Consider the following 20,158-nt stretch of genomic DNA (forward strand, 5'->3'; position numbering starts at 1 on the left):
ATCACAACACGTGGATACCCTGCTTGTATGCATGCACGTCTTGTCGATCGCAGCCCCGTGGTACCGGCTGATCAGTTGGTAGCTCAGATGGTGCCCCCGGCCATGTTCGACGAGGTGAGCTTCGCGTCGTACATCCCCGATCCCGCAGAACCCAGCCAGGCCGCCGCGGTCCGGACGGCCGAGGAGTTCGCGAAGAAGGTCGTAAAGATCCGCAGCGGCGGACGACGCGGCCTGTTCGGGAAGAAGACGCAGGCCACCGGCGCCGGTCTCTACCTCGACGGCGGCTTCGGCGTCGGCAAGACCCACCTTCTGGCCTCGATCTTCCACAGCGTCCCGTCGCCCAAGGCGTTCGGCACGTTCGTGGAGCTGACGCACGTCGTCGGTGCCCTCGGTTTCAACAAGGCCGTCGAGCAGCTGTCCGACCACAGCGTTCTCTGCATCGACGAATTCGAACTCGACGACCCGGGCGACACCATGCTGGTGTCCCGCCTGCTGTCGGAACTGTCGGCGCGCGGCGTGTCCATCGTGGCGACGTCGAACACCCTGCCCGGCCAGCTCGGTGAAGGACGATTCGCTGCACAGGACTTCCTGCGCGAGATCAAGAAGCTCGGCTCGATCTTCGAGACGATCCGCGTCGACGGCCCCGACTACCGGCACCGCGACCTGCCGCCGGCCCCGGACCCGATCTCCTCGGCGGAGCTCGCCGAGCGCGCCGACAGCATCCCCGGCGCCACGCTCGACGACTTCGACGCGCTGTGCAAGCACCTCAGCACGCTGCACCCGTCCCGCTACAACAAGCTGGTCGAGGGCATCCCGGCCGTCTTCCTGGACGGCGTGCACCCTGCCGAGGACCAGTCGGTCGCGCTGCGCCTGGTGGTCCTCGCCGACCGCCTGTACGACGCGAGCATCCCGGTCACCGTGGCCGGGGCCAAGCTCGACGCGATCTTCACTCCGGAGATGCTGGCCGGTGGGTACCGGAAGAAGTACCTGCGTGCCACGTCGCGCCTGCTCGCGCTGTCGCGCTTCGAGGTCGCCGCGAGCTGACCCAGCTCGTCACAGCGCCCGCTGCATCACGAAATCGTGGTGCAGTTGGGTGCCGACGAGAAAGGTTTTCGTTCCGACCTGCGTGAATCCGTGCTTCGCGTAGAAGCGCTGGGCGCGCACATTCTCCTGGTTGACGCCGAGCCACAGCCCGGCGCACCCGGCGGCGACGGCGCGTTCGACGATGGCGTCCATCAGCGCGGACGCGACCCCGGTCCCGTGATTACCGGGTAGCACGTACAGCTTGCTGATCTCGGTGGTCGGCCGAAGCGTCACGGCCCTGCCGACATCCGGGTCTGCGGGTTCACCGTCGATCAGCATCGCGTAGCCGACGATCGCCCCGCCGTGGGTGACCTTCAGGACGGTGCGGTTCGGGTCGGTGAGGTACTCCGAGAACCGTTCGGCCGACAGCACGTCGTCGATGAAGGCGGCGATGTCGTCCTGCGTCGCGCCGGGCGGGCACGCAAGAGGGAACGTTGCCGCGGCGACGTCGGCGATCGCCTCGGAATCCCAGATCCCCGCCGGGTCTATCTCGACAGTCACAGCTGATCCACCGCGTCCTTCGCTTCCCGAAGTGTCATTCCCGTACTGTCCCGCAGCAGGGTGATTGCCGCAACGGTCTTGATCGACTCGTTCGTCCTGGGGTGTGCGAGCCGCCACGAGCGGACCGTGCCGAGACCGGAACCGCGACGTAGACGATCGCCGCGGTGATCACGAACCATCCCCGAGTCGGCATGTCCTAAGTAGAACATCTGCCGTCAGTCGCGATCCGGGGTCCACGCGGATTGCCTGTCGCGGTCCCGGTCCGGGGCGAATGCGGGGGCGAGCAGGACGAGCCCCACCGCGAACAGGAGCGGGACCACGAACCCGATCCGCAGGCTGGTCGCGGCGGCGACGCCGCCGACGATCGCCCCGCCCACGAGCGTGCCCACGTAATTGAACAGGTTGATCCGCGCCACGACGTCGTCCACCTGGCCGGTGGGTGCCAGCCGGCCGGCGGCGCTGAAACACAGGGGAGCGACGACCGGCACGCCGAGGCCAACGACGAGGAATCCGGCGATCGCGACGGCCGGGGACGGGGCCAGCACGACGACCGTCAATCCGGCGACACCGACCGCCGAACCCGCACGGACGACGGCGATCTCGCCGTACTTCGCCACCCAGAAGTCGCCGGTCAGACGCGACACCAGAGCCGCGCACTGGTATGCGGCCAGCGCCAGGGCGGCCGTGCCGGCGTCCGCGAGCAGAACGTTCCGGACGTACAGGGCGGACCAGTTGCCGACACCGAAATCGATGGCGTAGAACAACGCCATCGCGGTGCCGAGCGCGAGCAGCGGCCGAATCGGAACCGGCACGGACACAGGGCCGGTCGCAGGCGGGGCGCTGCTCACCGGCTCCTGACGGGCGAGGAGCCGGGGGCCGCAGACGGCGAGACCGACGGCCACGACGAGCGCCGCCACCAGTTGCGCGCCGGCCACGCTGACGTCGAGGGCGGAGGTGGCGGCGACGAAGAGTGCACCCGCAATCGCGCCGACGCTCCACACCGCATGGAACGACGACAGGATGAAACGGCCGTACGCGTGCTGGATCGACACCGCCTGCATGTTGGCGGCGGCGTCGACGATGCCCAGCCCGGCGCCGTACACGGACAGGCAGACGAAGAACGCCGCGGTGTTCGGGCTGAAACCGAGGGCGCCACCGGCGACCGCGATGGTCGCGAGCCCGAGCTGCAGCGCCGATCTGCTGGAGAATCGGCGGGCCAGGTGCTCGGCGAGGACGCTTCCCGCCCCGGCGATGAGGGACACCGTCACGACCGCGACCACGATGACCGTGTCGTCGAACCCGAATCGGTCCTGGTACTGCGGCAGTTGTGTGAGGACGGCCGCGAGGAGAAAACCCTGCAGGCCGAATGCGCCCGCCGCGGCGATCCGTGCCGGGCGGTGGTCCGCGGGCACGTCTGCGCGTGGTGAATCCGTCATGGGAGTCGGCCTTCGGTAGAGGACATCCGATCGATTGGGCGAGTGTCCAATACTTTGCGGGGATGTGCAGCGTTCTCCGAGGCGGCGGGCGAAATGTCCGAAAGTGGGGGTGCGTGAGGGGCCCGGAACAAGACTGAGCCCCAGCCTTGGATGGGGGGTCATGGCTGGGGCTCATTGCCATCGGGGGGGTGGATGGCAAGTTCGACGATACATGAGGAATTCCTCACGTTCCAGATGCAGTGGTAACGATTTCGTCACCCGCCCGTCACCGGTGGTCGGCGCGACACCGTGAACCGGGGCCTGCCTGTTGCCTCATGTCAAGATGCCCGCGAAGTCTGATTCGTTGACTCATCGAGAAGTGCCCGCGTGAGAGGGGCTCTCCTCGTGGGTGTGTTCTTGGCGGTGGCGAGGGCGATGAGCTCGGTGGTCAATGCCTGGATCTGACGCTGGACGGCGGCGGGGTTGATGGTCGAGTACGTGTCGGCGAGGATGGCCTTGTCCTCTCCGGTGACGGCCTCGTGCTGGTCTGCACGCCGATGCGGAGTGGTGGCGATGTCGTACTTCTTGGTCACCTTCGCGCCGTCACGTTCTTTCGACACCAATTTCTGCTGTGGGTAGAAGTAGTTCGTTAGCTGCGACTGCAGAACCCAGATCTGATTGAGCAGCAACAACTCTGCAGAGGTGTCATAGCGGAGATAGCCGACGATGGTGCGTACTACGGCCCAGTTCTTCTGCTCGACGTGTGCCCCGTCGTTGGAGTTTCCGGGACGCGAGCGGGTGAAGGTGATCTGCTGTCTGTTGCACCAGTCGAGCAGGTGGTGGTTGATGAACTCGCTGCCGTTGTCGGAGTCGACGCCGAGGAGTGGGAACGGCATGATGGCAGCGATCTCGTCGAGTGCGGCGATGACCCATTTGCGGGCCTTGTTGCGCACACTGCGGTTCTCGGTCCAACCGGTGGCGATGTCGGTGACCGTCAGCGTGTAAGCGTGCTCACCGACGGCGTTGCCGCCCTCGTGGCCGACCAGGTCGATCTCGACGAACCCCGGCGCCGCATCATCCCACTGCGCCCAGGTGCGGATCGGGATCTGGGACTTGAGCAGGGAACCGGGCTTGGTATGTGATCGGCCCTTGAGTTCATGGTTCTTGCGTTCGGGCGCCAGCCGTCGGTCGATGGTGGCTGCAGACATGCCGACCAGCAACAGTGCGGTAGCGTCGTCGATGTCGAGTTCACCGAACGCACGCAGAATGGGCACGAGGTCTGGCAGTGCCGGCGCAAGCCGCTTCCCGGCAGGCATCCCCAGCACCGCCCAGCAGAAGATCAACGCTGCAACAACGTTCGGCCCGTACGTCGGTGGGCGCCCGGTTCGGGGACGGACCACCTTCGGAATCAACGCTGCCCGCAATGCCTTGCGGGCGTGGTCGCGATGCCAGCCGGTCGTGGCGCACAGTTCGTCTAGGATCTTCGCTTTGCCCGGCTTGTCGGCGCGCTTGTAGCGGGTCGCGATCGCCGTGGTGACGGCTCTGCGTTCAGCCATGGTCAGTCCCATCCTCCGGCCCTACCCTCGACCACCACACCGACGTGATCGACACGCCGCTACGCGGGCGTTCTCACGTGAGGCAACGAAGGGGCTTACGCGGGCATTTTGGATGAGTCAACGCGGCCTGTTGCCTCTGCGGACGGTTGTCGCTTACAGTGTCATCATGCAGCGCATTCTCGTAGTTCTCCGCCGTAGCGGGGTCTGATACGGACCGACCCCTCGCTGCGGGTCGTTGAGCTACGCGTTGGTCCTCCCTTCTTTCAGGAAGACCACGAGAATGAGTACCAACACTTCTTTCGCTTCATCCTTCCCCTCGTCGACACCGGCCGCCGATCCGTTCGCCGCGCGCCACGGAAAGTCGCTGCCACGGGAACTCCGCACCGAATCCGCCGGAATGGCGTGGTCCGCGTTCGAGGCCGTCTACGCGCCGTCCACCGGACCGTTCCGTCTGGGCAGTTGGTCGGAAACGAAGACCGGCCCCGGGATGTGGGATTTCGAAGCGACACTCGGTATCGGCGAATCGATCTGCAAGACCGCTGCGAGCGCGCCCGGCCCGGTGGCCGCCATGACCTCGATGCTGTACGACGCGGGGTGTGCGATGGAGATCCTGTCTTTTCATCAGCACGAGATCGGGCACCGCACCGCGACATTTCTGCTCTGCGAGCGCGACGGCATCCGGCGCTGGGCGATGGGAATCGGTGAATCCCACACGGAATCGACTCTGCGCGCGATGATCTCCGGCGCCAACCGGCTCCAGCCCGCCTGACACCCGGACAACAGTTCAGCCCCGGTCGAGGGACCGGGGCTGAAGTGTCGTGAACTGTTCGGTTGAAAGTGAACTGGTGCGCGATACTGGGATTGAACCAGTGACCTCTTCCGTGTCAGGGAAGCGCTCTCCCGCTGAGCTAATCGCGCGGGATGGAGAAAAGAGAGCGGACGACGGGATTCGAACCCGCGACCCCAACCTTGGCAAGGTTGTGCGCTACCAGCTGCGCCACGTCCGCATTCGTGAAAGCCCCCGGGCTGGGGGCCGTCACTGGTCGAGCAAGTAAAACAGTCGTGCATCTATCATCTATCTCGGTGCGCGATACTGGGATTGAACCAGTGACCTCTTCCGTGTCAGGGAAGCGCTCTCCCGCTGAGCTAATCGCGCGAGGTGGAGACGGGAATCGAACCCGTGTGCACGGCTTTGCAGGCCGTTGCCTCACCACTCGGCCACTCCACCGTGAAGGTTGAGTCCAACCTCTCGAGCGGACGACGGGATTCGAACCCGCGACCCCAACCTTGGCAAGGTTGTGCGCTACCAGCTGCGCCACGTCCGCATGCACCGTGTAACTCGCGGAGAATGTTCTCCGTGGTGCGGTTGAGAACATTAGCCGACCATCCGCGATAGTTACAAATCTGCAGGTCAAGGCGTCAGACGGCGAACTACGCATGAACGACGCCGGGTCGCGGACGTGCCGCGGGCAGGGGTCGACACGAATCCCAACGACGTGATTTTCGTTCGGCCGCTCGGTCGTGTTAATGTTCCAACTCGTTCGAGCGCGAGTGTTTGGCGCGCTTCGGTCCCGTGGCTCAGTGGAAGAGCGTCCCGTTCACACCGGGGAGGTCGCTGGTTCGATCCCAGCCGGGACCACAGAGAAGAAGAGGGCGTTTCCGAAATCGGAAACGCCCTCTTCTTTTTCGTGTGCGCACCCGAATAACGTTTGTTCCGGCCCTGCGGCGCGGCGGACAATGAACTCAGGCGGCCGAAATTCCCCGGGTGATCCGCGATCGAAGGACTGAGTCCCATGTTCCCCGTGAGGCTGGAAGGCACCACCGCGCCCACCTTGATGTGGGCGGAAGAGTGGACCATCGAGCAGGCAGCGTTGCAGCAGCTGCGGAACATGGCCGACCTGCAGTGGGTGCACGGTGTGCGGGTCATGCCCGACGTCCATGTCGGCAAGGGGGCGACGGTCGGTTCCGTCATCGCGATGCGGGCGGCGGTCGCCCCGGCGGCGGTCGGCGTCGACATCGGGTGCGGGATGACGGCGGTCCGGACGGATGTGACCGCGAGCGATCTGCCCGACAGCCTGCGCTCGATGCGCTCGCGCATCGAGCGTGCGGTGCCGGTCGGGTTCGCCATGCACGAGCGTTCGGTGAACGTCGGCGCACTGGACGTCACGGACGCCGGGGGAGTGAAGGAGGGTTGGCACCGCTTCTGGCAGGAATTCGGTGACCTGCATTCGGGTGTCCAGTCCCGCGAATCCAAGGCGATGAAGCAGATCGGGACGCTCGGCGGCGGCAACCACTTCATCGAGGTGTGCCTGTCGGACGCCGACGAGGTCTGGCTGATGCTCCACTCCGGGTCGCGCAACATCGGCAAGGAGCTGGCGGAGCGGCACATCGCGGTGGCGCGGGCGTTGCCGCACAACCAGCGGCTGGTCGATCGCGATCTCGCGGTGTTCCTCGCAGGCAGCGAGGAGATGGACGCGTACCGCCACGACCTGACGTGGGCGCAGGAGTACGCGGCCCGTAACCGTGCCGTCATGCTCACGTTGGTGATGCAGGCATTCCGGCAGGCCCTGCCCGGCAGGCCGGTCCGATTCGACGAGCCGATCTCCTGCCACCACAACTATGTGTCGGAGGAGATCATCGACGGCGAGCCGATGCTCGTCACCCGCAAGGGCGCGATCCGGGCCGGCCGGGGTGATCTCGGACTCATCCCCGGATCCATGGGCACCGGTTCCTACGTGGTGCGTGGCCTGGGCTCCGAGTTGTCCTTCAATTCGGCATCGCACGGGGCGGGACGGACGATGAGCCGCACGAAGGCGAAGAAGCGCTTCACCGTCGACGACCTCGTGCGGCAGACGTCCGGAGTCGAATCGCGTAAGGACGCGGGCGTGATCGACGAGATCCCCGGCGCCTACAAGGACATCGAGCAGGTGATCGAAGCGCAGGCCGACCTCGTCGAGGTCGTTGCCCACCTGCGGCAGGTCGTCTGTGTGAAGGGATGACCCGCGGGCGGTGCGGCGGTGCGACGACGCGCCGCCGCAGGTCGCGGTCGGTAGGCTGGAGCGGTGACTAGCGGAGAAGCTCGGCCGGGACCCGCGCCCGAGAGCGTGGACGTGGACGACTCGGATCTGTCCCCGTTCCAGGAAGCGGAGAGCCGGTGGCATCGGTGGCGCGCGCACATCGCCGCGCGGCCGAGCCTCAACCTGGCGTACCGCATCGCGGTGGGGGTGATCGGCGCTCTGGTGCTGGCCGCCGGCATCGTCGCGATTCCCTATCCGGGCCCCGGCTGGCTGATCGTGTTCGCGGGACTCGGGATCCTCGCATCCGAGTTCGCGTGGGCCCACCGGCTGCTGCACTACGCGCGGCAGCGCTACGACAAGTTCATGCACTGGTTCTCGCGGCAGTCGCTGGTGGTCAAGGGGGCGGGCGCGCTGCTGACATGTGTCGTCGTCCTCGCCACGCTGTGGTTGCTCGGGACGTTCGGTCTCGTCGGAACGTGGATCGGCCTCGACTACCCGTGGCTGGAGAGCCCGCTCTAGCCGGACGCATGGTTGGGTGTGACTGCTGGGCCGATAACATGGGCTGGCACATTCACCATGTCTGCACCGCACACCTCACCTAGGAGAACATCGCCGTGAGCACCCCCGCATCCGCCGCCCCAGCCGCCCTCGTCCGGGTACCCGCGGGGACTACGGCCGGTACAGCGGTTCGGGAGGCCGGCTACCCGAGCAAGGGTCCGGACGTCGTCGTCGTGGTCCGTGACGCCGAGGGCCAGCTCAAGGACCTGTCCTGGGTGCCCGACACCGACGTCGAGGTCGAGCCGGTCGCGTCGAACACCGACGACGGGCGCAGCGTCATCCGTCACTCCGCCGCCCACGTGCTCGCGCAGGCCGTCCAGCAGGAATTCCCCGAGGCGAAGCTGGGCATCGGCCCGCCGATCAAGGACGGCTTCTACTACGACTTCGCCGTCGATCGCCCGTTCACCCCCGAGGACCTCGCGAGCCTCGAGAAGCGGATGAAGAAGATCATCAAGGGGTCGCAGCGGTTCTCCCGCCGCGTCGTCGAGTCGCTCGAGGACGCGCGCGCCGAGCTGGCGAAGGAGCCCTTCAAGCTCGAACTCATCGACGACAAGTCGGGAATCGACGATCCGGAGATCATGGAGGTGGGCGGCAACGAGCTGACCATCTACGACAACCTGGACCCGCGGACCGGCGAGAAGGTGTGGGGAGACCTGTGCCGCGGCCCGCACATCCCCACCACCAAGCACATCCCGGCGTTCAAGCTCACCCGCAGCTCGGCGGCGTACTGGCGCGGTAATCAGGACAACGCCGATCTCCAGCGCATCTACGGCACCGCGTGGGAGTCGGCGGAGGCGCAGGACCACCACCTGGAACTGCTCGCCGAGGCGGAACGTCGCGACCACCGCAAGCTGGGGTCCGAACTCGACCTGTTCAGCTTCCCCGACGAACTCGGCTCCGGACTGCCCGTGTTCCATCCGCGGGGCGGAATCATCCGCACCGAGATGGAGGACTACTCCCGCAAGCGGCACGTCGAGGAGGGGTACGAGTTCGTCAACACCCCCCACATCACCAAGGGGCACCTCTACGAGGTGTCGGGTCACCTGGACTGGTACCGCGACGGCATGTTCCCGGCGATGCACATCGACGAGGAGCTGAACGAGGACGGCACCGTGCGCAAGCCGGGCCAGGACTACTACCTCAAGCCGATGAACTGCCCGATGCACAACCTGATCTTCCGCTCCCGCGGCCGGTCGTACCGCGAGCTGCCGTTGCGGCTCTTCGAGTTCGGTTCCGTGTACCGGTACGAGAAGTCGGGTGTCGTCCACGGACTCACCCGCGTGCGCGGCATGACCCAGGACGACGCGCACATCTACTGCACCCGTGAGCAGATGCGTGACGAACTGGCGACCACCCTGCAGTTCGTGCTCGGCCTGCTGAAGGACTACGGACTCGACGACTTCTACCTCGAGCTGTCCACCAAGAACCCGGACAAGTTCGTCGGCGACGACGCCGTGTGGGACGAAGCGACGGCGACTCTCGCCGAGGTCGCGGAGTCGTCGGGGCTGAACCTCGTTCCCGATCCGGGCGGCGCCGCGTTCTACGGACCGAAGATCTCGGTGCAGGTGCAGGACGCCCTGGGCCGCACCTGGCAGATGTCGACCATTCAGCTCGACTTCAACCTGCCGGAGCGTTTCGACCTCGAGTACACGGCCAACGACGGCACCAAGCAGCGTCCGGTCATGATCCACCGGGCCCTGTTCGGTTCCATCGAACGGTTCTTCGGTGTGCTCACCGAGCACTACGCGGGTGCGTTCCCGGCGTGGCTGGCGCCCGTCCAGGTGGTCGGCATCCCGGTCGCCGAGACGTTCGCCGACCACCTCTTCGACGTGGTGAAGCGGCTGAAGGCGGCCGGTGTCCGCGCCGAGGTCGACGCGAGCGACGACCGCATGCAGAAGAAGATCTTCAACAACACGGCACAGAAGGTGCCGTTCATGTTGCTGGCGGGTGCGCGCGACGTCGAGGCGGGCGCCGTCAGCTTCCGATTCCGGGACGGCACCCAGGTCAACGGGGTGCCCGTGGACGACGCCGTGCGCATCGTCACCGAGTGGATCGGTCGCCGCGAGAATGCCTCGCCGACGGCGGAACTGCTGCAACCCGGTAAGGAAGGGTGACGCACATGACCGGAGGTGACGACGTGACGGCCGACGAGATGCTCGGCGGCCCCGGCCGCCTCGTGGACCGCGGCCCCGGCGAACCCGATCACCTCCAGCGGATCTGGTCGCCGCACCGCATGTCGTACATCGCCGAGGCGCCGAAGTCGCGGGACACCCCGAACGAGCCGTTCATCGACATCCCGAAGATGGACGACGAGGACGGGTTGATCGTCGCCCGGGGTGAGCACGTCTACGCGGTGCTCAACCTGTACCCGTACAACCCGGGGCACCTGATGGTCGTTCCCTACCGCAAGGTCGCGGCGCTCGAAGACCTGACGGAGGAGGAAAGCGCCGAGTTGATGTCGTTCACGCAGCAGGCTCTGCGCGTGATCAAGCGGGTGTCGCGGCCGGACGGTTTCAACGTCGGTCTCAATCTCGGTGCGGCGGCAGGCGGTTCGCTCGCCGAGCACCTGCATCAGCACATCGTTCCGCGCTGGGGCGGGGACGCGAACTTCATCACGGTCCTCGCCGGGGTCAAGGTCATGCCGCAGTTGCTGCGCGAGACCCGGGGGCTGCTGGCGAAGGCCTGGAATGAATGACGCGATAGATGAATGACGCGGGAGTCGCTGGCTCACGCGTGCGGGGTTCCTGGCAGGAAGTGAAGAACGGGGTGGAGAGGTGCTGAGCTTCTTGGGACGGGCATCCGTGTCCAAGGTGACGGCACCATTGGGGAAGGCTCTGGTCAAGACCGGGCTCACCCCCGATTCCGTCACCGTCATCGGCACCGTGGCGACCGTGGCCGGCGCGGTCACACTGTTTCCCAGCGGACATCTGTTCTGGGGAGCGATGTTCATCTGGCTGTTCGTCATGTTCGACATGCTCGACGGTGCCATGGCCCGCGCCCGCGGCGGCGGAACCCGGTACGGTGCCGTTCTCGACGCCACCTGCGACCGGGTGGCCGACGGTGCGATCTTCGCCGGTCTCGCCTGGTGGGCGGTCTATCACGAGAACAGCAAGCCGCTGCTGATCGCGACTCTGCTGTGCCTCGTCACCTCGCAGGTGATCTCGTACGCCAAGGCGCGCGCCGAGGCCAGTGGACTGTCCGCCGACGGTGGACTCATCGAACGACCCGATCGGCTGGTCATCGTGCTGGTCGGTGCCGGCGTGACCGGGCTCGGAGTTCCATGGGCCATTCACGTCGCGATGTGGTTGCTGTCGGCGGGCAGCGTCATCACGGTGTTCCAGCGGGTGCTGGCCGTTCGCCGGTCGCCGGGCGCCCGGGACGTGCTGCCCCTCCCGCCTGCGGACACGACGCCGGAAGACGGACAGGCGAGCGCGCAGTGAGCGGCCTGTCGGAACGCATCAGCGACCTGGGGTACGCGACCGGCTGGCGGCTGGTCCGTGCGCTGCCGGAGAAGGCCGCGGTCGCCCTGTTCGACAGGGGAGCCGATTTCGCCGTCCGGAACGGCGGCCCGGAACAGTTGCGCCGCAATCTCGCCCGCGTGCTCGGTGTACCCGCGGCCGAGGTGCCGGACATCCTGATGCAGGCGTCGATGCGGTCCTACGCGCGCTACTGGCGGGAGGCTTTCCGGCTGCCGTCGATGGACCTCGTGAAGACGGGCGCCGCCCTCGACGAGCTGATCGAAGGCCAGAAGCACCTCGACGCCGCGAAAGAAGCCGGCCGGGGCGCGGTCATGGCACTGCCGCACAGCGGCAACTGGGACATGGCGGGTGTGTGGTGCGCCCAGCACTGGGGCGGGCTGTCCACGGTCGCCGAGCGATTGAAGCCGGAGTCGCTGTACCGGCGGTTCGTCGGCTACCGCGAAGGGCTCGGCTTCGAGATCTTCCCGCTCAGCGGGGGAGAGAACCCCCCGTTCGTGGAACTGTCGGCGCGACTGCGCGGCAACGGAATCGTGTGCCTCCTCGGTGAACGCGACCTGGCGAAGAAGGGCGTCCCGGTGACGTTCTTCGGGGAACCGACGCGCATGCCCGCCGGCCCCGCGAAGCTGGCGATCGACACCGGCGCGCCGCTCCTGCCGGTGCACTGCTGGTTCACAGACGGCGGGTGGGGTTTCCGCATCGACCCGCCGATCGACACCACCGCGGGGGTTGCCGCGGCGACTCAGGCCCTGGCGGACCGGTTCGAAGCCAACATCGCGGCACATCCCGAGGACTGGCACATGCTTCAGCCGCTGTGGCTCTCCGACCTGTCCCAGTCGAGGCTCTCCCGCATGGAGAACTCGTGAAGATCGGAATGGTCTGCCCGTACTCGTTCGACGTCCCGGGCGGAGTGCAGGCTCACGTCGTCGACCTCGCGGAGGTTCTGATCGAGCGCGGGCACAAGGTGAGCGTCCTCGCGCCGGCGTCCGACGACGTCGACCTGCCCGACTTCGTCGTCTCCGCGGGACGCGCCCTCGCCATTCCCTACAACGGCTCGGTGGCCCGGCTGAGTTTCGGCCCCGCCGCGAGCGCCCGCGTGCGGCGCTGGATCTCGGACAACAACTTCGACGTCCTGCACATCCACGAGCCGAACGCGCCGAGCCTGTCGATGCTCGCCATGCGCGTGGCCGAGGGGCCCATCGTGGCCACCTTCCACACGTCGACCACGAAGTCGTTGGTGCTGAGCACATTTCAGGGTGTACTCCAGCCCTACCTGGAGAAGATCAGCGGCCGCATCGCGGTGTCGGAACTCGCGCGACGCTGGCAGGTGGAATCACTGGGCTCCGATGCGGTCGAGATCCCCAACGGGGTCGACGTCCAGGCGTTCGCGAACGCCGAGCCGCTGCCCGGCTACCCGCGTCCCGGAAAGACCATCCTCTTCCTCGGCCGCTACGACGAGCCCCGCAAGGGCATGGCGGTGCTTCTCAAGGCGCTTCCCGCCCTGGTGGAGAAGTATCCCGGCCTCGAGGTGCTGGTGGTCGGCCGCGGCGACGAGGACAAACTGCGCCGCGAGGCCGGCCCGGTCTTCGGGCACCTGCGTCTGCTCGGCCAGGTCGACGATGCCGACAAGGCGTCGGCACTGCGGAGCGCCGACGTGTACTGCGCACCCAACCTCGGTGGTGAGAGCTTCGGCATCGTGCTGGTGGAGGCGATGGCCGCGGGAGCCGCCGTCGTGGCGAGCGAACTGGACGCGTTCCGCCGGGTCCTGCGGGACGGGCAGGCAGGCGTGCTGGTGCCGGTCGGGGATGCGGCGGCGCTCGCCGCCGGGATCGACTCGGTGCTCGGCGACCCCGAGCGCAGCGCCGCACTCACCGATGTCGGCCGAACGGTGGTCACCGAATACGACTGGCCGGTGGTGGCCGAACAGATCCTGCGGGTCTACGAGACGGTCACCGTCGGCCGCGACGGCGTCCGGGAGGTCGGATCATGACATTCTCCGCCCTCACGATCCTGGTCCTCGCCCTGGTCGCAGCCGTTGTCCTGGCGATCGGCCTGTGGGCGTACGGAACGGCCAACCGCCTCGACCGCCTGCACGTCCGCTCCGACCTGTCCTGGCAGGCCCTCGACGCGGCCCTCGCCCGCCGGGCGGTGGTCGTGCGGGCGGCGGCCGCGGCGATGGACCCACCCGAAGGCAGGTCGCTGGCCGCGCTGGCGGCCCGGGCCGAACGGTCGGACCGGGCCGACCGGGAGATCGCCGAGAACGCGCTGTCCAGTGCGCTCTCGGCCCTCGACCCGGAGACCCTGCGCCCCCAGTTGGTGGCGGAACTCGCCGATGCCGAGGCGCGGGTGCTGATCGCCCGCCGATTCCACAACGACGCCGTCCGCGACACCCTCGCACTCCGCACCCGGCGTCCGGTCCGATGGCTGCACCTCGGGGGCACGGCCTCGCTGCCGACGTACTTCGAGATCACCGAACGCTCGTCCGCCGCTGCGTTCACCGAGGGTCTGTCCCTCGACTCCGTCCGGACATCCGCCCGGGTGGTGCTGCTCGACGGTGAGGGCCGGGTCCTGCTGCTCCGGGGTCACGACCCCACCGTCCCCGACATCTACTACTGGTTCACGATCGGTGGCGCCGTCGAGAAGGGGGAGAACCTGCGGGCCGCCGCGGTCCGGGAGATCGCCGAGGAGACGGGGCACACCGCGTCGCCCGAATCGCTGCGCGGACCCATGTGGCGGCGGGTTGCCATCTTCTCCTGGAACGGGCAGCTGATCCGCTCCGAGGAACTGTTCTTCGCGCTGCGCACCGACGGATTCGAGCCGCACCACGGGGGCTTCACCGAACTCGAGAACCGCACCATCACCGGCCACCGGTGGTGCACCGCGGACACGGTTCGTGAACTGGCGGCAGCAGGCGAAGCCGTGTACCCGCACGACCTCGCGGATCTCCTCGACGAGGCAGGCGCGGTGGCCTCGGCCCCGGACGAACCCGAGGTGCGCGCGATCACCTGAGCCGCGCCGGGCGTCCGGAGAAAGCCAGCAATCGCGGACTGGCTACGGAAGTGGACCGCCCCTCGTCCTAGAATCGGGTACTGCAGCGTGAACGTCGTCGCTCACGCATGCCGCTATCGAAGTCAATCCACGCCACAACCCAGGAGTTCGCTGTGAGCACCCCCGACACCACCCCCACCACCGGTACGGCACGCGTCAAGCGTGGCATGGCCGAGATGTTGAAGGGCGGGGTCATCATGGACGTCGTCACCCCCGATCAGGCGAAGATCGCCGAGGACGCCGGTGCGGTCGCGGTGATGGCGCTCGAGCGGGTGCCCGCGGACATCCGGGCGCAGGGTGGGGTGTCCCGGATGAGTGATCCGGACATGATCGACGGCATCATCTCCGCGGTGTCGATCCCGGTGATGGCCAAGGCCCGGATCGGGCACTTCGTGGAGGCGCAGATCCTGCAGTCCCTGGGGGTCGACTACGTCGACGAGTCGGAGGTGCTGACCCCGGCCGACTACGCCAATCACATCGACAAGTGGCAGTTCACCGTCCCGTTCGTGTGTGGTGCCACCAATCTGGGTGAGGCGCTGCGGCGGATCACCGAGGGTGCGGCGATGATCCGGTCCAAGGGTGAGGCCGGTACCGGTGACGTGTCGAACGCGACCACGCACATGCGGACGATCGGTGGGGAGATCCGCCGGCTGACCTCGCTGAGTGAGGACGAGCTGTATGTGGCGGCGAAGGAGTTGCAGGCCCCGTACGATCTGGTCGTCGAGGTCGCCAAGGCCGGGAAGTTGCCGGTCACGATGTTCACCGCCGGTGGTATCGCCACCCCGGCGGATGCGGCGATGATGATGCAGCTCGGTGCGGAGGGTGTGTTCGTCGGGTCGGGGATCTTCAAGTCGGGCAACCCGGCGGAGCGGGCCGCGGCGATCGTGAAGGCGACCACGTTCTTCGACGACCCGGACGTGCTGGCGAAGGTCTCCCGTGGGCTGGGTGAGGCGATGGTCGGGATCAACGTCGACGACATCCCCGTCCCGCACCGGCTCGCCGAACGCGGCTGGTGATCTCCGCGATCGATCGGTGATCGATCGCGGCGCTCCCGGCGCCGCACTACTTCCGTTCGCACCGCACGAGGCCCCGACCCGGGCCTCGTGCGGTGCGGTGCCCGGTGCCCGGGACCCGTGTGAGAGTGTCAGCGGACGAGCATCGGAAGGGGCCGTGGATGGCGACGATCGAAGAGATCCTGGAAGTGGAACGCCTCGAGGAGAACATCTTCCGAGGCATAGCGACCGAAACCATGCTTCCCCGGACGTTCGGTGGGCAGGTGGCCGGTCAGGCGCTGGTGGCGGCGGTCCGCACCGTAGACCCCCGCTTCATGGTGCATTCGCTGCACGGCTACTTCCTGCGTCCCGGAAACCCCACGATGCCGATCGTGTACCTGGTGGACCGCATCCGGGACGGTCGGTCGTTCGTCACCCGGCGGGTCAGTGCCGTCCAGGACGGTCAGGCGATCTTCACGATGTCGGCGTCGTTCCAGGTCGAGGACGAGGGCATCGAGCACCAGGACGAGATGCCCGTGGTCCCGCCGCCCGATACGCTGCCGTTCGCCAGTGACTCCGACGACCCGGAGATCGCCTGGCTCGCCCAGGAGTGGTCCGACTGGGACATCCGGATGGTCGGCCACGGCGAGGTCGACCGTCGGCGCGGTGCGGCCGCTCAGCAGCAGGCGTGGTTCCGGTCCCGCAAGACGCTGCCCGACGACCCGGTCTTCCACGTCTGCGCACTGGCCTACATGAGCGACATGACGCTGATCGGTTCCGCCATGACCCCGCACCCCGGTATCGAGATCAACGGTGCCTCACTCGATCACGCGCTGTGGTTCCTGCGCCCGTTCCGGGCCGACGAGTGGCTGCTGTACGACCAGACGTCACCGTCCGCCGGATTCGGACGGGCGCTCGCGCAGGGCCGGATCTTCGACCGGAAGGGAAACCTGGTCGCGGCCGTCGTGCAGGAAGGGCTGACCCGGTTCCTGCGCACGACGTGAGCGGCCTCAGCGGCCCGCCCGGACTGCGGGCCTCGGCGGATGGTCGTACCGCACCAGCAGGTCGGGTTCGTCCGTGACGTCGGCAGCACGGCGCAGCAGTGCGGGGACGGTCCATTGTTGATCGGCCGGGGTTCGGCGAATCAGGGCGCCTTCGCCCAGATGGAGTTGCACGGTGACGTCGAAGTCGAGATCCCGGCCCAGCAGCATCGGGCCCGCGACGAGAAGCACCTGACCGTCGGCCGCGGGAACGCGGGCGCAGCGGGCGGAGCGATCCTCGGCCTCGTCCCACAGGCGCGGCAACCACCGGCGGTCGGTGCGGACCGACCGCACCACCTCCCGGTTCAGGGCGTCGTAGTCGAACCAGAGGGTGCGGTAGCTGAGTTCGTCGTCGCGCCCGTGCTCGAACCGCAGGGAGGCGGGCCGGACGTAGTCGTGGAGCGACACGACGTCACACGGGCGGCCCCGCTCCCGCAGCGAGGCGCACACCGCGTCCGCGAGGGGCAGGGGGTGCGCGCCGTCGGGAGCGTCGATCGCGACGACGGCGGTGCCGTGAACGGCGAGGCAGCGTTCGGAGACGAGGGCGACGAGACCGTCAGGGCTCGTCGGTGTGAACATCGTCATGGCACCCATGGTGCCTCGAGCCCGAACCGGGCGGATAACCTTGACCAGGCACAGAAGGAGGGCTCATGGCGAGCATCGAGGACGTTCTCGAACTCGAAGCGCTGGAGAAGGACATCTTCCGCGGCGCGGTTCATCCGTCTGTTCTGAAGAGGACGTTCGGCGGGCAGGTCGCGGGTCAGTCACTGGTGTCCGCGGTCCGTACCGTCGACGAGGCGTTCAAGGTCCACTCCCTGCACGGGTACTTCCTGCGCCCCGGAAATCCGGCGAAACCCACCGTCTACCTGGTCGACCGGATCCGGGACGGCAGATCCTTCTGCACGAGGCGCGTCACCGGAATCCAGGACGGCAAGGCGATCTTCACCATGTCGGCGTCGTTCCACACCGAGGACGAGGGCATCGAGCATCAGGACACGATGCCGTCCGTCCCCGCGCCCGAGGAACTGGTCGACGCACAGACCCTCGAGGAGTTCGCCGCCACCGATCTCTACCGGGAGTGGAAGGAATGGGACGTCCGTATCGTTCCGGCCGGCTCCACCGGGAAGACTCCCGGAATCGCCGCGCAGCAACGGGTGTGGATGCGGTACCGCAGCAAGCTGCCGGACGATCAGGTCTTCCACATCTGCACCCTCGCCTACCTCAGTGACATGACGCTCCTCGGTGCGTCGAAGGTCCCGCACCCCGGAGTGGTCACGCAGACGGCGTCGCTCGATCACGCCATGTGGTTCATGCGCCCGTTCCGCGCCGACGAGTGGCTGCTCTACGACCAGACCTCACCCTCCGCCGGCTTCGGCCGCGCCCTCACCCAGGGCCGCATGTTCGACCGGAACGGCACCATGGTCGCCGCCGTCGTCCAGGAGGGGTTGACCCGTATCCAGCGCGATCAGGACAAGCGCGACATCGAGACAGGAAACATGGCATGACCCGTCCCCTCGTCGGAGTACTCGCCCTGCAGGGCGACGTCCGTGAACACCTCGCCGCACTGAACGATTCGGGTGCGGACGCCGTCGGCATCCGTCGCCCGGAGGAGCTCGAGAAGATCGACGGCCTCGTCATCCCGGGCGGCGAGTCGACGACGATGAGCAAGCTGCTGCAGATCTTCGAACTGCTCGAACCCCTGAAGGCGCGCCTGCGCGACGGGTTGCCCGCCTACGGGTCCTGCGCCGGGATGATCCTCCTCGCGAGCGAGATCCTCGACACGAGACCTGACGCGCAGCACCTCGGTGCGATCGACATGACGGTGCGCCGCAACGCCTTCGGTCGTCAGGTCGACTCCTTCGAGTCCGACCTCGAATTCGAGGGCATCGTCGGCGACCCGATGCGGGCCGTGTTCATCCGGGCTCCGTGGGTGGAGCGCGTCGGCGACGACGTCCAGGTCCTTGCCCGCGTGCCCGAGTCGGGTGGCGCGGCCGCCGGACGGATCGTGGCCGTCCGGCAGGGCGCCGTGGTGGCGACGTCGTTCCACCCGGAGGTGACGGGCGACCGGCGGGTGCACGAGCTGTTCGTCGACATCGTCCGCGGGGTCTAGCTCGCCGGACGGGGCGCGGCGAGTGTGTTGAGGAGCGCCGCACCCTGTGCGGCGCCGTCCACGGTGACCGCGAACGGGCGGCCGCCGGTGCGGTTCAGCACGATGCCCTCGCCGGCGCGGATCACGACCGCGGTCCCGCGCGGCGTGAAGCGGTAGCCCCAGCCGCCCCATTCCGTGGGCCGGATCTCGGTGACCCGAGCCTCGTCGATGGAGTCGAGCGGGATCTTCCGCCAGCGGATGTTCCACGACGACAGGGTCAGTCCTGTGCGGTCGATCTGCACGGTCACGGAGGCGAAGCCGCCGCCGGCGACCGCCAGGACGACGAAGAGGACGGCCAGCCAGAGCGCTCCCACCAGCGCGGAGACGACGGCGGCCAGGGTCATGGCGAGAGCGAGCACGCCCGCCCACCGCCCGCGGGCACAACCGGTCCACGATGCGCGCTCGCCGGGCGCCAGGGGGACGGGCAGCGTCGGCGCCGCACCGTTCTCCGGGGAGTGCGGCGTCCGGGGGAGCAGGGCGAACGTGGCGATGGCCCACACGATTCCCAAGAGGGGAACGACGATCCACCACCCCAGCGTCGCCGCTTCCGGCGAGCCCGCCTCGATCGTGGCGGCGACGCTGACGATCCAGGCCGTGGCCACCGTCCACCCGACGAGAACGGTGGCGGGAAGCCAGAGCGCGGCGTCGGTGCGGACCGGCGCCGCCACGACGCCCGCGCTCACGGCGGCGGCCGCGCAGACGGCCAGAGCGATCCAGAAGTAGGTGGTCGTGTCGCTGAATCGGTCGGGTTCGGTGCCGGACCAGTGGCTGGCCACCACCGGCGGCAGTTGCCCGCTCCAGGCGAGTCTCGCGATCACGACCGCGAGGAGGGGCACAGCGGAGGTCGCGGCGAGGAGGCGCGTTCGGGAGGTCGTCATTGTCTGGTGGTCTCCTTGATCACGTCGAGCATCTGTTCGGTGTCGAGTCCGAGGCGTCGTGCCTCGGACACGAAAGCCTTTGCGGCTTCGGTCAATCCGGTGTGTACCGGGTCCGTGTCGGCGCGGATGACCGCGCCCCGGCCCCGGCGGAGGTCGATCAGGCCCTCGTCGCGCAGCGCGGCGTACGCGCGCAGCACGGTGTGGAGGTTGACGTCGATGGATTCGGCCAGCGCCCGGGCGGAGGGGAGCCGATCGCCCGCGCCGATCTCGCCGCGCAGGAACGCGCCGCGCACGTTGGCCGCGATCTGTTCACCCAGTGGGGTGGTGGAGCTGTGGTCGACCCGCATCAACATGTTTGCATTCTATGCAAACAATGGCGACTTATGCGAGTTGTTACCCCGGGAACGCGCAGGGGCGGCCGGGCTGCGGGTAACATCGTCAAAGC

The 20,158-nt window shown here is 67.7% G+C and carries 20 protein-coding genes and 6 tRNA genes; 15 read left to right on the plus strand and 11 right to left on the minus strand.

Features of this window, described 5'->3' with window-relative positions; genetic code table 11:
* Nucleotides 1-27: 27 nt before the first annotated feature.
* Nucleotides 28-1,044 (plus strand): cell division protein ZapE, encoded by a 1,017-nt coding sequence (gene zapE / locus ACLIVD_RS16000; RefSeq protein ID WP_283331884.1) that lies wholly within the window; start codon nt 28-30, stop codon nt 1,042-1,044.
* 9 nt (nt 1,045-1,053) lie between these two features.
* Here the strand turns inward: zapE and ACLIVD_RS16005 are convergent, their stop codons facing one another.
* The 3 genes from ACLIVD_RS16005 to ACLIVD_RS16015 all read right to left on the minus strand — a co-directional run bounded on the left by ACLIVD_RS16005 (nt 1,054) and on the right by ACLIVD_RS16015 (nt 4,567).
* Nucleotides 1,054-1,584 (minus strand): GNAT family N-acetyltransferase, encoded by a 531-nt coding sequence (locus ACLIVD_RS16005; RefSeq protein WP_005240947.1) that lies wholly within the window; start codon nt 1,582-1,584, stop codon nt 1,054-1,056.
* 215 nt (nt 1,585-1,799) lie between these two features.
* Nucleotides 1,800-3,020 carry an MFS transporter gene (locus tag ACLIVD_RS16010; protein ID WP_283331883.1) on the minus strand — a complete coding sequence of 407 codons (1,221 nt, stop codon included), beginning with the start codon at nt 3,018-3,020 and terminating at the stop codon, nt 1,800-1,802.
* A 317-nt stretch (nt 3,021-3,337) separates the two neighbouring features.
* The gene (locus tag ACLIVD_RS16015) at nt 3,338-4,567 is read right to left on the minus strand and encodes a DDE-type integrase/transposase/recombinase (RefSeq protein ID WP_164060291.1); all 1,230 of its coding nucleotides are present in this window, start codon (nt 4,565-4,567) and stop codon (nt 3,338-3,340) included.
* Nucleotides 4,568-4,835: 268 nt separating this feature from the next.
* On the opposite strand from ACLIVD_RS16015, the gene ACLIVD_RS16020 reads away from it, so the two are divergent.
* On the plus strand, nt 4,836-5,324 hold the full coding sequence (locus ACLIVD_RS16020; protein ID WP_283331882.1) for a 2-isopropylmalate synthase: 489 nt from the start codon (nt 4,836-4,838) through the stop codon (nt 5,322-5,324).
* Nucleotides 5,325-5,398: 74 nt separating this feature from the next.
* Here the strand turns inward: ACLIVD_RS16020 and ACLIVD_RS16025 are convergent.
* The 5 genes from ACLIVD_RS16025 to ACLIVD_RS16045 all read right to left on the minus strand — a co-directional run bounded on the left by ACLIVD_RS16025 (nt 5,399) and on the right by ACLIVD_RS16045 (nt 5,880).
* Nucleotides 5,399-5,473 (minus strand) — tRNA-Val (locus ACLIVD_RS16025).
* Between the two features lie 16 nt (nt 5,474-5,489).
* Nucleotides 5,490-5,562 (minus strand) — tRNA-Gly (locus ACLIVD_RS16030).
* A 77-nt stretch (nt 5,563-5,639) separates the two neighbouring features.
* Nucleotides 5,640-5,711: transfer RNA gene (locus ACLIVD_RS16035), tRNA-Val, on the minus strand.
* Nucleotide 5,712: 1 nt separating this feature from the next.
* Nucleotides 5,713-5,783: transfer RNA gene (locus ACLIVD_RS16040), tRNA-Cys, on the minus strand.
* A 24-nt stretch (nt 5,784-5,807) separates the two neighbouring features.
* A tRNA-Gly gene (locus ACLIVD_RS16045) sits at nt 5,808-5,880 on the minus strand.
* Nucleotides 5,881-6,122: 242 nt separating this feature from the next.
* On the opposite strand from ACLIVD_RS16045, the gene ACLIVD_RS16050 reads away from it, so the two are divergent.
* The 11 genes from ACLIVD_RS16050 to ACLIVD_RS16100 all read left to right on the plus strand — a co-directional run bounded on the left by ACLIVD_RS16050 (nt 6,123) and on the right by ACLIVD_RS16100 (nt 16,650).
* Nucleotides 6,123-6,194, plus strand: a tRNA-Val gene (locus tag ACLIVD_RS16050).
* Between the two features lie 154 nt (nt 6,195-6,348).
* On the plus strand, nt 6,349-7,554 hold the full coding sequence (locus ACLIVD_RS16055) for an RtcB family protein (RefSeq protein ID WP_491932675.1): 1,206 nt from the start codon (nt 6,349-6,351) through the stop codon (nt 7,552-7,554).
* Between the two features lie 111 nt (nt 7,555-7,665).
* Complete coding sequence (locus ACLIVD_RS16060) at nt 7,666-8,091, plus strand: TIGR02611 family protein (protein WP_105414643.1); 426 nt, start codon at nt 7,666-7,668, stop codon at nt 8,089-8,091.
* Nucleotides 8,092-8,186: 95 nt separating this feature from the next.
* Nucleotides 8,187-10,244 (plus strand): threonine--tRNA ligase, encoded by a 2,058-nt coding sequence (gene thrS / locus ACLIVD_RS16065; protein ID WP_317567466.1) that lies wholly within the window; start codon nt 8,187-8,189, stop codon nt 10,242-10,244.
* A 5-nt stretch (nt 10,245-10,249) separates the two neighbouring features.
* Nucleotides 10,250-10,825 (plus strand): ATP adenylyltransferase, encoded by a 576-nt coding sequence (locus tag ACLIVD_RS16070; protein ID WP_005240964.1) that lies wholly within the window; start codon nt 10,250-10,252, stop codon nt 10,823-10,825.
* A gap of 79 nt (nt 10,826-10,904) precedes the next feature.
* On the plus strand, nt 10,905-11,570 hold the full coding sequence (gene pgsA, locus ACLIVD_RS16075; protein WP_491932676.1) for a phosphatidylinositol phosphate synthase: 666 nt from the start codon (nt 10,905-10,907) through the stop codon (nt 11,568-11,570).
* Nucleotides 11,567-12,472 (plus strand): phosphatidylinositol mannoside acyltransferase, encoded by a 906-nt coding sequence (locus tag ACLIVD_RS16080; protein WP_491932677.1) that lies wholly within the window; start codon nt 11,567-11,569, stop codon nt 12,470-12,472. Before pgsA ends, ACLIVD_RS16080 begins: the two co-directional genes overlap by 4 nt.
* Complete coding sequence (locus ACLIVD_RS16085) at nt 12,469-13,596, plus strand: glycosyltransferase family 4 protein (RefSeq protein WP_283354364.1); 1,128 nt, start codon at nt 12,469-12,471, stop codon at nt 13,594-13,596. Before ACLIVD_RS16080 ends, ACLIVD_RS16085 begins: the two co-directional genes overlap by 4 nt.
* Nucleotides 13,593-14,615: an NUDIX hydrolase gene (locus ACLIVD_RS16090; protein ID WP_491932678.1), complete on the plus strand. Its 1,023-nt coding sequence runs from the start codon at nt 13,593-13,595 to the stop codon at nt 14,613-14,615. Before ACLIVD_RS16085 ends, ACLIVD_RS16090 begins: the two co-directional genes overlap by 4 nt.
* Before the next feature lie 152 nt (nt 14,616-14,767).
* Nucleotides 14,768-15,670, plus strand: a complete 903-nt coding sequence (gene pdxS / locus ACLIVD_RS16095; protein ID WP_011598631.1) for a pyridoxal 5'-phosphate synthase lyase subunit PdxS — start codon at nt 14,768-14,770, stop codon at nt 15,668-15,670.
* Nucleotides 15,671-15,828: 158 nt separating this feature from the next.
* Nucleotides 15,829-16,650, plus strand: coding sequence for an acyl-CoA thioesterase (locus ACLIVD_RS16100; RefSeq protein WP_283354362.1), 822 nt, complete (start codon nt 15,829-15,831; stop codon nt 16,648-16,650).
* A 6-nt stretch (nt 16,651-16,656) separates the two neighbouring features.
* Here ACLIVD_RS16100 and ACLIVD_RS16105 read toward each other — a convergent pair whose 3' ends face one another.
* Nucleotides 16,657-17,280, minus strand: coding sequence for a nucleoside/nucleotide kinase family protein (locus ACLIVD_RS16105; RefSeq protein ID WP_491932679.1), 624 nt, complete (start codon nt 17,278-17,280; stop codon nt 16,657-16,659).
* 56 nt (nt 17,281-17,336) lie between these two features.
* On the opposite strand from ACLIVD_RS16105, the gene ACLIVD_RS16110 reads away from it, so the two are divergent.
* Nucleotides 17,337-18,191, plus strand: a complete 855-nt coding sequence (locus tag ACLIVD_RS16110; protein ID WP_009480130.1) for an acyl-CoA thioesterase — start codon at nt 17,337-17,339, stop codon at nt 18,189-18,191.
* A complete protein-coding gene (gene pdxT / locus ACLIVD_RS16115) occupies nt 18,188-18,796 on the plus strand; it encodes a pyridoxal 5'-phosphate synthase glutaminase subunit PdxT (protein WP_009480131.1) in 609 nt (202 codons plus the stop codon). Before ACLIVD_RS16110 ends, pdxT begins: the two co-directional genes overlap by 4 nt.
* Here the strand turns inward: pdxT and ACLIVD_RS16120 are convergent.
* Together ACLIVD_RS16120 and ACLIVD_RS16125 are read right to left on the minus strand one after the other, a co-directional pair.
* The gene (locus ACLIVD_RS16120; protein WP_491932681.1) at nt 18,793-19,713 is read right to left on the minus strand and encodes a hypothetical protein; all 921 of its coding nucleotides are present in this window, start codon (nt 19,711-19,713) and stop codon (nt 18,793-18,795) included. The two genes, pdxT and ACLIVD_RS16120, sit on opposite strands and share 4 nt — an antisense overlap.
* Entirely contained in the window at nt 19,710-20,066 is a 357-nt protein-coding gene (locus ACLIVD_RS16125) for a GntR family transcriptional regulator (protein ID WP_491932682.1), read from the minus strand. Before ACLIVD_RS16125 ends, ACLIVD_RS16120 begins: the two co-directional genes overlap by 4 nt.
* Nucleotides 20,067-20,158 lie beyond the last annotated feature (92 nt).

The sequence above is a fragment of the Rhodococcus sp. G6(2025) genome, assembly GCF_058628105.1.